The organism is Pseudogracilibacillus sp. ICA-222130 (assembly GCF_037892545.1).
In the GTDB taxonomy this organism is placed as follows: Bacteria; Bacillota; Bacilli; order Bacillales; family Amphibacillaceae; genus Pseudogracilibacillus.
On sequence record NZ_JBBKBG010000003.1, the window covers coordinates 66,631 to 79,798 of the forward strand.

Sequence of the window (13,168 nt, forward strand, 5' to 3'; positions counted from 1 at the left end):
CCCTTCACACAAATAACTGTGTTAACCGTTATGTAAGAAAAAGGAGCTAGAGTATTTACTAGCTCCTCTCTTATTATAGCGATTCTTCAAATGTTTTTAACTCTTTACGAGTTTTTGGAACATCTACCTCGCCAGATTTAATTTTTTCTTCCCACTCTTCTACAGCTTCGCGAATTTCATCTGTAAATGCTTCTTCATTCGTATCGGCTATAGAGACACCATCATCTTCTAATCCAAATACTAATGTTTCGCCACCTGGGAATTCTCCATTCATTGTTGCATTTGCTACTTCATGCACTGCAATATCTACTCGTTTCACCATAGATGTTAACGTCACACTAGCAGATTTATCTTCATTAAGTCCTTCTTCATATTGATCACGGTCTACACCGATCACCCATACTTCGCGATCCGGATCGTTTTGTTTAATGTCTTTTGCTTCAGCGAAAGCACCATTTCCAGTGTTTCCTGCTGCATGATAAATAATATCAACCCCATCATTATACATGTTTGAAGCGATTAGTTTTCCTTTATCTACCGCGTTAAAGTTTTCTGCATATTGAATTTTCACTTCAATATCAGGGTTTACTGATTTTGCTCCTGCAACAAATCCTACTTCAAATTTACTAATTAAATCAGATTCAACTCCACCGATGAAACCTAATTTATCTGTTTTTGTTTTCTTTGCCGCAACCACACCAGCTAAGAATGAACCTTCATGTTCAGCAAATGTAATACTTGTAATGTTGTCTGCTTCTTCTGCAACCGTATCGATAATTGCAAAGTGGTTATCAGGATTTTGTGACGCAATTTCTTCTACCGCATCCTGTAATAAAAATCCAACACCGTAAATTAAATCGAAGTCATTTTTCACTAAACGGCTGAAGTTCGGCATGTAATCACTGTCATCTTCTGACTGGGCATAATCAAAACCGTCCACACCTTTTTCTTTTCCGTGCTCTTCACCCCATGCGTTTAAACCTTCCCATGCAGATTGGTTGAACGATTTGTCATCAATACCACCAGTATCTGTAACCATTGCTATTGAAAAATTGTCGCTTGACCCACCGTTATTTCCATTTGCATCATTGTTGCCATTGTTATTGTTCGAGCCACCACATGCTGCTAAAAACATGCTTAAAACTAATATAAATCCTAATGATAATAAAGCCTTTTTATTTTTCATTGTTCTCCTCCATTTTCGTTATTAGCGTAAAACAGATATTATTCCCCCCTTTTTCCATGAATGTATGTAAATTTTATGTTAGTAATATAGCGTTTTTATATTACTAAAATTAATATAGCATTTATTGAAAGTTTTTTGAACTCATATTTTAGTTATTTATGAACTTTTTTCATCATTCTTTTCAATTAAAACCGTACGTGGTTTATTTCCTTCATATGGTCCAACAATATTCCTCTCCTCCATCATATCAATTAAACGAGCTGCTCGCGTATATCCTATACGAAATCTTCTTTGTAGCATGGATACACTTGCACTTTGCATTTCAACAATTAATTGTACCGCTTCTTCAAATAATTCATCTTCTACATCAGATAATGTCTCTGATGGTTCTTCAGGAATCATTTCTTCTTCGTATTGCACATTTTGTTCGTTTTTACAATGGGTGACAATTCTCTCTACTTCATCGTCTGATAAAAATGCCCCTTGAACTCGGATTGGTTTAGACATCCCTACAGGAATATAGAGCATGTCCCCTCTACCAAGTAGTTTCTCCGCTCCGCCAATATCAAGAATCGTTCGTGAATCGACTTGTGATGACACACTAAACGCAATACGAGATGGGATATTCGCTTTAATCACTCCTGTAATGACGTCAACAGAAGGTCTTTGTGTCGCAATAATTAAATGAATTCCTGCTGCTCTAGCCATCTGTGCTAATCTTGTAATAGCATCTTCAACATCATTAGAAGCAACCATCATTAAATCGGCTAACTCATCGACTAAAACGACGATATACGGTAAAGGCTGTACCTTCTCATCTGATAGTTCATTTTGTTTTCGAATATAACTATTATAACTTTCTAAATTTCTTGTACCTGTTTCAGAAAACAATTCATATCGATGTTCCATTTCTACGACAATTTTTCGTAATGCGACAGACGCTTTTTTCGGATCTGTGACGACCGGTGTCAATAAATGAGGTATGCCATTGTACACATTTAATTCCACTTTTTTCGGATCAATCATCATCATCTTTACTTCGTCAGGTGTTGCACGCATTAAAATAGATGTAATAATTCCGTTTATACAAACACTTTTACCACTACCTGTTGCCCCAGCAATGAGTAAATGAGGCATTTTATTTAATTCCCCTTGCACAACATTCCCTGATATATCTTTCCCTAATGCAAATAATAACTTTTTCTCATACACATTCGTTACATCTAATACTTCACGTAGTGAAACAGGTGCAACATCACTATTTGGCACTTCAATTCCAACAGCTGATTTTCCTGGGATAGGTGCCTCAATTCGAATATCTTGTGCCGCTAAAGCTAACGCAATATCATCTTGTAAGTTTACAATTTTACTTACTTTCACTCCTGCTTCAGGATGTACTTCATACTTTGTAACTGCTGGACCGACATGTGCTTTTGTTATTTTTGCTCGAACACCAAAGCTGTCAAACGTTTCTTCTAGTAACTTTACCGTACTTTGAATTTGGGATTTCTCTTTTTGTTGTGTATGTTTAACTGGTTCAGCAAGCAACGATATCGGTGGCAATGTATAATCTTCATTTGTTCCGTTCGACATAGAAAATGAAGCATCCTCTTGTTCTTCTTGTGCCTCTTCCATTAATTGAACTTCTAATTGTCCATGTTCTGTTTCTTCAAAACTATATGCTACATCAACTACATCTTCTTCCATTGGGGAAGGTATTTTTTCTATCTCTTCTTTCTTTTTTAACTTTTTGTCTTGCTGCTTTTGTCGAGTTACACTCATTTTTTCTACCGCCGTGGAAAATATGCGTTTAAAAAACATGCCAATTTGATCAAACGTTATATTTAGCATGAAAAATACACCAATCAAAATGGCAAAAATAGCAATCATTTTCGCTCCAGCCAATGAAAATAAAAATTTTGTCACTACTAATAAAATGGCTCCAAAAAAACCGCCACCTAATAGTGCGTAAGTACCTGTTCCATTAACATAACTCGTATATTGTATCCATGTTTCTTTCAAAACATCCAGATTTTTAATATCATATGGCAACATTTGAAAGGATTGAATATGTGTAAACAATAATAGTCCTAAAAAGAATATATAAAAGCCTACTTTACGTTTCGTAAAAAAGTTCGGATATGCTCTTTTAAATAATAAATACAACCCTATCACAAATATCGCAATAGATAATATGAAATACCATATACCTAAAAAGAATCGGAAAAAGTTTTCTAAAGTTGCAGGAATAAACCCGTCACTTATAATCGATGCCCCACTACCAAAAATCGCTATCAAAATTAATAATAAACCAACCAATTCATGGCGAAGCAGTCGGGTTTCTTTCTTTTTTGATTTTCGTTTCGTTTTTGTTTTTTTTCTTGCCAACTTCTTTCACCTCTATAACATAAGGAGAATGTTATATGCGCTCCTCTCCTAACAATTGACTCTAGTATATCATACTATGAAGATGTCGTAGACCGTTTACAAATAAAAAAAGAAGTTAGAATAAAAGGACTTTTATTCCTTTTACTCTAACTTTCTTTATGACATCCTACTAGATATAAACGGCAGTTTTATTTAATTCGAATGCTTCATGTAAAGCATTGATTGCTAATTTCAGTTGATTATTTTCTACTAATACCCAAATGGTCGTATGACTATCAGCAGATTGTAAAACTTTCACACCGTTTTTCGTTAATGCTGTCGTTATTTTTGCAGCGACTCCAGGTATTCCTGTCATTCCAGCTCCCACTGCAGATACCTTTGCACAATGTTCAACCACTGTCACGGTAAAACCTTTTTCTTCTAATAATTGTACCGCTTTTTTAGCGACCTCATTCGACACAGTATACACAACTTTTGTTGGTGACATATTAATAAAATCTACAGATATATTCGCATCTGCCATCGTTTGAAATATAGTTGCTTGTGATTGAATATCATTTTCCTTAATTGGAATATTTAATTGAGCAATTTCATCAATATGGGCAATACCAGTAACGAGGCGATCTGGAATATCCACTCCCATTTCTTTCGTTCTAGACGATGTAATGAGTGTACCAATATGATCTGAGTATGTCGAACGAATTCGAATTGGGATTTCCGCTTGCATGGCAATTTCCACTGCACGTGGATGGATAACCTTTGCCCCTTGATAAGCTAGATTAGAAGTTTCTGCATATGTGACGACATCGATAATACGAGCTGAATCAACCACTCGTGGGTCAGCTGTCATCATCCCTTCCACATCTGTAAAAATATCTACAGATTCTGCTTGTAAGGATGCACCAAATGCAACCGCAGTCGTATCACTACCACCACGGCCAATCGTCGTAATATCGCCCGATTCCGTCCTACCTTGGAATCCCGCAACAACGACAACATCATGATCTATTAGTTCCTGTTTAATCCGATCTGGCTTTACTTTTTTAATTTTCGCTTCTGTAAATTCATCGTTCGTTATTAAACCAGCCTGTGCACCGGTAAGCGCTGTTGCATTCACCCCGTTTTGTTGTAATTCATTTGATAATACGACAGAGGCGATCGTTTCCCCGCAAGACATTAACATATCTAACTCGCGTTTTGCGTGGATGGATTTCTCTTTATAATCGACCATTTTTAATAATGTGTCGGTTGCATATGGATCAGGATTTCTACCTAAAGCTGAAACAACCACCACTAATTTATTACCAGCGTCTAATCCACGCTTAATTTGTTTGATAACATGTGTTCGATTTTCTTTTGTCTGAACAGAAGTTCCACCAAATTTTTGAACTAATATTTTCATTCTATCATCAAACCTTTTCCTTAAACAATTTTATTTTTTATTAAAGTTTCTGCAATTTGTACTGTATTCCATGCAGCACCTTTTACTAAGTTGTCTGATACAATCCACATATGGAAACCATTTTTATGGTCAATATCTTTACGAATACGACCGACAAAAACTTCCTTCTTATCCGTAGCACTTAATGGTGTCGGATATGTTTGTGTTGATGGATCATCTTCTAACACTAACCCTGCCCCTTGTTTAATCGCTTCTTTAATCTCATCTACAGAAACTTCATTATCTGTCTCAATATAGACACTCTCAGAGTGAGACGTAAATACAGGAAGACGTACACATGTTGCTGCAACTTGTAAATTTGCATCTCCCATAATTTTCTTTGTCTCATTCATCATTTTCCATTCTTCCTTTGTATAACCGAGTTCATCAAACACATCGATTTGTGGAAGTGCGTTAAATGCAATTGGGAAATGACGTTTATCAGAACCTGCAGGTAATACATTTGCTTCCATTTCTTCGCCTGCTAAACGTTGACCCGTTTGTTTTGTTAATTCTTGTTCAGCAGCTAAACCAGCACCTGAAACGGCTTGATAAGTGGAAACGATAATACGTTTTAAACCAAATTTATCTTGAATTGGCTTTAAAGCCGCAACCATTTGTATCGTTGAACAGTTTGGATTTGCAATAATTCCTTGATGGTTTTCTAGATGTTCAGGGTTCACTTCTGGAACTACTAAAGGAACATTTTCATCCATACGGAATTGACTCGTATTATCCACAACAACTGCACCATGTTTTACTGCTTCCGGTGCTAATTTTTCTGAAATAGAGCCTCCTGCAGAGAAAAATGCAATATCGATATTTTTAAAACTATCTGCTGTTGCTTCTTCCACCGTTATCTCTCTATCTTGAAAAGTTACCTTTGTCCCTGCCGATCTTTGAGACGAAAGTAATTTCAATTCGTTAATCGGGAATAAATTTTCCGATAAATAATGTACAATTTTCTGTCCTACTGCTCCAGTTGCTCCAACAACTGCAACATTGTATTGTTTTTCATTAGCCATGTAATTAAAAATCCCCTTCCAAAATCATCTTAATCTAATCTTAAACTTCATTTTAACATATTTCTTCTTGAATTCGAATAAAACATTTTAATTATTTTATTATTTCGTCAATTGGCTTCATAAACAATTAGAATATGTATTACGATAACTTACAATAAAATAAACATTTTTGAGACAACGATTTACTTACTTTTCTAAATTTGAATGCTTTAAGTGGAGGCGGATAACGGACTCACGATATAAAATGGCGTAAAATCAGATGTAACGATGTCACACTGGAAAATAAAGATACATTTCCTTTTTTCATTATATGAAAAAAAGGGGTTAGTGGAAGTTCTTTTCCACCAACCCCTTTTATGGTATATCCTAACAAATTATGTTGATTGACCTAAGGCACATCCTGTATCGTCCATACTATTTATTATTTCGTTTCTGACATAATAACAGCTTTTGAATATTTTCCAGTGAAAATATGTTCAATCAATTCATAAATCATCGTATGGTCTACTTGATCAATTTCTTTTAATGATTCGTCTAATGTTCGATGTTTTTTTAATAATAATTCATTTCTTCCATTTCGACTCATTCTACTATTCGTACTCTCTGAACCTAATACTAAATTTCCTTTTAACTGTTCTTTCTTATTATGAAATTCTTTTTCCGTTAAACCATTTTTCTTTATATCTTCAATCATATCAGTAATTGTCTCTTCTAATAGTGGAAGTTGCTCTTTATTCGTTCCAGCATAAATTCCTAAAACCCCACTATCTAAATAGGAAGAGTGATAAGAAAAGACTGAATAAGCTAAACCACGCTTTTCACGAACCTCCTGGAACAATCTAGAACTCATCCCATTCCCTAAGGCACTATTTAACACCATTAATGCGGGCATCCGTTCATCATCTACTGCAATCCCTTGAAACCCAAAACAAGCATGTGCTTGCTCAATTTCTTTATGTTTCACAATCGTATCAAATAGCATTGTCGGCTTCGTTCGTTTCATCCGTTGTGTTTGTTGTTCAAATTGATCAAATAATTGCTCAACCGTCTGAATAAATGTAGCATCCACATTTCCGGCAATGGAAATAACAACATTTTCTGGAACGTAACATTCTCTTCTATAATCTTGTAATGATTTTTGTGTAAATGAACGAACAAGAGCTTCTGTACCAATAATTGGACGACCTAAAGGATGATTACCAAAGTTTGCTTTTGCTAATAAATCATGCACATGACTATCTGGTGAATCTTCGTACATTTTAATCTCTTCTAAAATAACCTTTTTTTCTCGTTCTATTTCGTCTTCCGGAAAGATAGAATGGAAAAACATGTCAGCAAGTACTTCCATTGCATATACTTTATACGTGTCTAACACACGTGCATAATAGCATGTATATTCTTTAGAGGTAAAAGCATTTACTTGCCCACCAATTGCATCAAAACTTTCGGCTATTTCTTGTGCATTTTTTGTTTTCGTTCCTTTAAAAAACATATGCTCCAAAAAGTGTGAAATTCCACCGTTCGTTTCGGACTCATATCTCGATCCTGTTGCTACCCATACTCCCATCGTGACAGATCGTACAGTAGGTATATTTTCTAAAACGATGCGTACACCGTTCTTACACGTATATGTTTCAATCATAAATTCCCCTCCGATGTTCACCGTCCATCATCCATACATTTGTCTATCATACCAAAATTTATTCCATTTGTTTCTTTCTTCACGCAAAATGTATAAAATAACGGATTATACGTTCTTTTCTCTATTTATTACATCGTTATGTAACTCGGTTTATCATATCAAAAATGCGCTCATTGTGCCAATCTATTGATTGATGCATGGAATTTTTCAATAATTATTTTTAGTTCTTTGTCATAGGAGTATTGACTGCCTAAACATTTAACTGTTTAGAGTTACTCTATCTCATTAAATTGAAACAAATGATCTCCCTCTTAGATTTGATTTTCATCGTCTTTAATTGTAAAGAGAAATTCACTTGTTTTCTATTTTTATGCAGAAAAAAATGGTGACAGATATTTTCCATCAACACCATTTATTGTAAAATCCATTAAAAAAAGAAACTGGATTTCCAGCCTCTTTCTTTTACTTTGTTTTTAATTGTTCTTTATTTTCACGTTCTTCTTGTAATACATCCTTACGTGATAAGTTAACTCTGCCTTGGTTATCGATTTCTTTAACCTTAACCATAATCTTATCACCAAGATCTACAACATCTTCTACTTTATTCGTACGTTTATCTTGTAATTGTGAAATATGAACTAATCCTTCTTTTCCTTTAAACAATTCAACGAATGCGCCAAATTTTTCGATTCGTTTTACTGTTCCTAAGTAAATTTGCCCTACTTCTACTTCACGAACTAAGTCTTCAATAATCTTTTTCGCTTGATCATTCATTTCTTCTTCTGTCGATGAAATAAATACTGTTCCATCTTGTTCGATGTCGATCTTCACGCCAGTTTCCTCAATAATCTTATTGATTTGTTTTCCACTTGGTCCAATGACATCACGAATTTTATCAGGATTAATATGCATCGTTAAAATCTTCGGTGCATATGGTGATAATTTTGACTTTGGCTCATTAATCGTTTCTAACATGGAGTTTAAAATATGAAGACGACCAATTTTCGCCTGTTCTAATGATTCTTGTAAAATTTCCTTCGATAATCCATCAATTTTAATATCCATTTGGATTGCTGTAATACCTTTTTCAGTTCCAGCAACTTTAAAATCCATATCCCCTAAAGCATCTTCTAAACCTTGGATATCTGATAAAATGGAATAATCATCACCTGTTTTAACTAATCCCATTGCAATACCTGCTACAGGTGCTTTAATCGGAACTCCTGCATCCATCATCGCTAATGTACTAGCACAAATACTCGCTTGGGATGAAGAACCATTTGATTCTAGTACTTCCGATACGACTCGGACCGTATATGGAAACTCTGTTTCGGATGGGATTACTTTTTCTAATGCTCTTTCCCCTAATGCTCCATGTCCAATTTCACGACGACCTGGCGCACGAATTGGTCCAACTTCTCCAACACTATATTGTGGGAAATTATAATGGTGCATAAAACGTTTTGATTCTTCTAAATCTAATCCATCTAAAATTTGTACATCGCCAAGTGCCCCTAATGTACAAACACTTAATACTTGAGTTTGTCCACGTGTAAATAGACCAGAACCATGTGTACGAGGTAATAATCCAACACGAGAAGATAATGGACGAATTTCATCTGTTTTACGACCATCTGGACGTACTTTTTCTTCCGTTATTAAACGACGAACCTCATCTTTTAACATATTATCTAATGTTAATTTCACATGTTTTATTACATCTTCTTCTGCTTCTTCATACTGTGCTAATGTTTCTTCTTTTACTTGTTCAATCGCATCTTCACGTGCATGTTTCTCTTCTACTTGAATTGCTTTTGTTAAAGCCTCTTTTGCTTTTGTTTCCACTTCTGCTTTAATTGCTGGATCGATTTCGAATAATTCTATTGCCGTCTTTTCTTTTCCTGCTTGCTCCACGATTTCTTCTTGAAAAGCAACTAAGCGTGCGATTTCTTCATGAGCAAACATAATGGCATCTAGAACAGTCGCTTCAGAAATTTCATTTGCTCCTGCCTCTACCATATTTATTTCGTCTTTCGTTCCAGCAACTGTTAGTTCTAAATCACTTTGCGCTTGCTGTTCAATAGACGGATTAATAATAAATTCCCCATCAACTATTCCAACATTAATACCAGCAATTGGTCCGTTGAAAGGAATGTCTGAAATAGATAAAGCAATAGATGATCCAATCATTGCAGCAATTTCAGATGAACAATCTTGGTCTACACTCATCACTGTACTAATAACTTGCACTTCATTTCTGAATCCTTCAGGAAAAAGTGGACGAATTGGACGGTCAATTAAACGTGATGCTAAAATTGCCTTTTCACTCGGTCTACCTTCACGTTTAATAAATCCTCCAGGAATTTTACCGACTGCATATAATTTCTCTTCATAGTTTACTGTTAAAGGAAAGAACGGTAAGTCTTTTGGCTCTTTAGAAGCTGTTGCGACTGATAATACAGATGTATCTCCATAGTGTACCATACAAGCACCATTCGCTTGTTTTGCCAATTCGCCAACTTCAACCGTTAACTTATTTCCATTAATCGTAGTAGAGAATACTTGCTTGTTTTCTACCATCTTTATTTGTACCCCTTTCAAATGAACATAGGACAATTTTATACTTTACGTAACGCTTCATTATTATGTTCATTTCTTTGTGCATTTCATTTATGAAAAAAAGCAGGATTTCTCCTGCTTCTTACATTATCTACGTAATCCAAGTTTTTGAATCACTTCACGGTAACGTGTAACGTCTTTTTTACGTAAATAGTTTAATAAGTTACGACGCTTACCAACCATTTTTAATAAACCACGACGTGAATGGTGATCTTTTTTATGTGTACGTAAATGTTCGTTTAAATTATTAATTTCATTCGTTAAAATAGCGATTTGAACTTCTGGAGATCCAGTGTCATTTTCGTGTACTTTGAATTCGTTAATAATTTCATTTTTAACATCCTTTGAAATAGCCATGTTGGCACCTCCTAATTTCTATATTATCCCCATCTCCCTAGCAAACGTCGGAGATACATTTTGCCAAGCAGAGGTTCTACTTTTATAGATTAACTTTTTTCCCATAAAAAAGCAAGGCATATCGTTTAAATTTGAAAGTATTTTCGGATGTTTTTTTCATCTTCTGTTAATTGTGCAACAATTTCATCTATCCCGTTAAACTTTCTTTCTTCACGGACAAATGTTATCCATTCAATCTCAATCATTTCACCGTATATATCTTCTTCAAAATCTAAAATATATACTTCTGGAGAAGGCTTCGGTAAATGATCATGAAATGTAGGTTTTACGCCTAAATTCAATAATCCGTAATATTTCTTCCCAGCTACATACACATACACCCCATATACCCCTAGTTTAGGTAGTAATTTATCCTCTTCAATTTGTAAATTTGCTGTTGGAAAACCTATTTGTCTTCCTCGTTTATCTCCATCTACGACCACACCTGAAGTAAAATAAGGACGTCCTAATAGTTGATGCACTTTTTCTACATCGCCTTCTTTTAATGCAGCACGTATATTAGTTGAACTAATCTTTTCGGATGCATAGTCCACTTTATCTATGACTGTCACTTCTACATCATCTGGTAAAAATGTGTGGATGTTTTCCATATTTCCCGCACCTTTATGACCAAAAGTATAGTCAAAACCTGCAACTAGATGTTTAATATGTAGCCCCTCTATAAAATGCTCTAAAAATTGAGCAGGACTTAATTGAGAAAGTTCTTTATTAAACGTAATAATATATAAATAATCTACACCTAATTCAGACAAAAATGCCTCTTTTTCTTTTACAGTCGTTATATAATGAACTGTTTCTTTGCCCTTTTTCAAAACGACGGATGGGTGTGGAAAAAACGTAATCACCGCACTTTTTAATTCCTTCGCTTTCGCTTTTTTCACAGCAGTTTGAATTACCGCTTGATGGCCTTCATGAATGCCATCAAAAAAACCAATTGCCGCAACAGATGGACTTATTTTTTCTTTTTTTAAATTATGAGGATATGTTAATTGTATCGTTTCCATTCTTTCACCTACTTATGCAAATTAAACACTCGAACCGGCTTAATTAAATTTGAATGATTTGGATGGATTTCGTATATTGCCAATAATTTCTGTTCATACATCATTGCAAACGGGTCGTTTGTCTTTATTTCTGATGGCTTAGAAAATTTTTGCCCTTGTAATACACGATCCTTCATTTTTTCATCTACATTATAATGATATAGATGACGAACTGCTTTTTCAACTGGTAAGAGCATGGATGAAATATTGTTTTCGTCTATTTTCCGTTCGATTTCCTCAAATGTAATCGTTTCGTCTAGATGGAATCCATCTGTTTCCATCCGTTTTAAAAAAGACATGTGTGCGGGATACCCTAATGCTTTCCCAATATCAACGGATAACGTACGAATGTATGTTCCTTTTGAACAAGTTACTTTTATACGAAATGGGTTGGTCATTGTTTGATTGGATTGTATATAATCTATATTATAAATCATCACTTTACGTGCTGGACGGTCAATTTCAATATTTTCTCGTGCATATTCATATAATTTTTTCCCATTTACTTTAATTGCAGAATACATTGGAGGTATTTGTGTAATTTCTCCAGTAAATGATGCAAGTACTTGTCTAATTTCTTCCTCTGTTGGAACAGATTCTAATATTTCCTCTTCGATCGTTTCTCCATCTGCATCTTCTGTCGTCGTGCTTCTTCCTAAATATACATCTGCAATATATTGTTTATGTAAAGGTAGTAAAAACGGAATAATTTTCGTCGCTTCTCCAACACAAATCGGTAATACACCTTCCACTGAAGGATCTAATGTACCAGTATGACCCACTTTTTTCGTTTGTAGCATCCGTCTTATTTTCATCACACAGTCATGAGACGTCATTCCTTTTGGCTTATATAAAGGTATTATTCCATGCATCTTGCATCAGCCTTTCTCCCATATAATAAGAAAGAGGCTAAGGAATAGTCGAAAAATAATAGTAGTAAAAAGAAATGTCCATATACTATTTCTCTTTATCATTTACATTTTCTCGCTATTCCCTCAGCCCCATACGCATCCAACTATATATTAATCATTGTTTAATTGACGTAAAATTGCATCGATGCGATTTCCATATTCGTGAGCTTCATCAAACTTAAATGAAATCTCAGGTACTTTTCGTAAACGAATACGACGACCAACTTCCGAACGAATAAATCCACTCGCTTTTGAAAGCCCGATTAAAGACGCCTCTTTTTCAGCCTCGTCTCCATATACAGAAATATATACGGTTGCAATTTGTAAGTCATTTGTTAAATCAACATCTGTTACGGTAACAAAACCTACTCGTGGGTCTTTAATTTTTTGATTAATAATCTCCCCGAGTTCTTTTTTCATTTGTTCTGCCACGCGATTTGTGCGCATATTATCCATTTATTATCACCCTTTCTTCACGAATGTGAGGGATATATTT

The 13,168-nt window shown here is 34.9% G+C and carries 10 protein-coding genes; all 10 read right to left on the reverse strand.

The genetic code is table 11. From position 1 onward, the window contains the following. Positions 1–73: 73 nt before the first annotated feature. The 10 genes from WKT09_RS02975 to rbfA all read right to left on the reverse strand — a co-directional run bounded on the left by WKT09_RS02975 (position 74) and on the right by rbfA (position 13,128). Positions 74–1,186 (reverse strand): BMP family lipoprotein, encoded by a 1,113-nt coding sequence (locus WKT09_RS02975; RefSeq protein WP_340414609.1) that lies wholly within the window; start codon positions 1,184–1,186, stop codon positions 74–76. A gap of 156 nt (positions 1,187–1,342) precedes the next feature. Further along, positions 1,343–3,574, reverse strand: a complete 2,232-nt coding sequence (locus WKT09_RS02980; protein WP_340414610.1) for a DNA translocase FtsK — start codon at positions 3,572–3,574, stop codon at positions 1,343–1,345. 169 nt (positions 3,575–3,743) lie between these two features. Beyond that, positions 3,744–4,976, reverse strand: a complete 1,233-nt coding sequence (gene dapG, locus WKT09_RS02985) for an aspartate kinase (RefSeq protein WP_340414611.1) — start codon at positions 4,974–4,976, stop codon at positions 3,744–3,746. Between the two features lie 20 nt (positions 4,977–4,996). Continuing rightward, positions 4,997–6,040 carry an aspartate-semialdehyde dehydrogenase gene (locus tag WKT09_RS02990; protein ID WP_340414612.1) on the reverse strand — a complete coding sequence of 348 codons (1,044 nt, stop codon included), beginning with the start codon at positions 6,038–6,040 and terminating at the stop codon, positions 4,997–4,999. A 421-nt stretch (positions 6,041–6,461) separates the two neighbouring features. Continuing rightward, entirely contained in the window at positions 6,462–7,682 is a 1,221-nt protein-coding gene (locus WKT09_RS02995; protein ID WP_340414613.1) for a M16 family metallopeptidase, read from the reverse strand. A 462-nt stretch (positions 7,683–8,144) separates the two neighbouring features. Then, positions 8,145–10,262: a polyribonucleotide nucleotidyltransferase gene (pnp, locus tag WKT09_RS03000; RefSeq protein ID WP_340414614.1), complete on the reverse strand. Its 2,118-nt coding sequence runs from the start codon at positions 10,260–10,262 to the stop codon at positions 8,145–8,147. Positions 10,263–10,388: 126 nt separating this feature from the next. Beyond that, the gene (rpsO, locus tag WKT09_RS03005; protein ID WP_336265686.1) at positions 10,389–10,658 is read right to left on the reverse strand and encodes a 30S ribosomal protein S15; all 270 of its coding nucleotides are present in this window, start codon (positions 10,656–10,658) and stop codon (positions 10,389–10,391) included. A 125-nt stretch (positions 10,659–10,783) separates the two neighbouring features. Beyond that, positions 10,784–11,722 carry a bifunctional riboflavin kinase/FAD synthetase gene (locus tag WKT09_RS03010; protein WP_340414615.1) on the reverse strand — a complete coding sequence of 313 codons (939 nt, stop codon included), beginning with the start codon at positions 11,720–11,722 and terminating at the stop codon, positions 10,784–10,786. A gap of 8 nt (positions 11,723–11,730) precedes the next feature. Further along, positions 11,731–12,633 carry a tRNA pseudouridine(55) synthase TruB gene (gene truB, locus WKT09_RS03015; RefSeq protein WP_340414616.1) on the reverse strand — a complete coding sequence of 301 codons (903 nt, stop codon included), beginning with the start codon at positions 12,631–12,633 and terminating at the stop codon, positions 11,731–11,733. Positions 12,634–12,783: 150 nt separating this feature from the next. Next, positions 12,784–13,128: a 30S ribosome-binding factor RbfA gene (rbfA, locus tag WKT09_RS03020; RefSeq protein WP_340414617.1), complete on the reverse strand. Its 345-nt coding sequence runs from the start codon at positions 13,126–13,128 to the stop codon at positions 12,784–12,786. Positions 13,129–13,168 lie beyond the last annotated feature (40 nt).

Coding starts and splice junctions, on each gene's coding strand:
- pnp (WP_340414614.1), bottom strand. CDS start 10,262: ATGGTAGAAAACAAGCAAGTATTCTCTACTACGATTAATGGAAATAAG.
- truB (WP_340414616.1), bottom strand. CDS start 12,633: ATGCATGGAATAATACCTTTATATAAGCCAAAAGGAATGACGTCTCAT.
- WKT09_RS03010 (WP_340414615.1), bottom strand. CDS start 11,722: ATGGAAACGATACAATTAACATATCCTCATAATTTAAAAAAAGAAAAA.
- dapG (WP_340414611.1), bottom strand. CDS start 4,976: ATGAAAATATTAGTTCAAAAATTTGGTGGAACTTCTGTTCAGACAAAA.
- WKT09_RS02990 (WP_340414612.1), bottom strand. CDS start 6,040: ATGGCTAATGAAAAACAATACAATGTTGCAGTTGTTGGAGCAACTGGA.
- WKT09_RS02975 (WP_340414609.1), bottom strand. CDS start 1,186: ATGAAAAATAAAAAGGCTTTATTATCATTAGGATTTATATTAGTTTTA.
- rbfA (WP_340414617.1), bottom strand. CDS start 13,128: ATGGATAATATGCGCACAAATCGCGTGGCAGAACAAATGAAAAAAGAA.
- WKT09_RS02995 (WP_340414613.1), bottom strand. CDS start 7,682: ATGATTGAAACATATACGTGTAAGAACGGTGTACGCATCGTTTTAGAA.
- rpsO (WP_336265686.1), bottom strand. CDS start 10,658: ATGGCTATTTCAAAGGATGTTAAAAATGAAATTATTAACGAATTCAAA.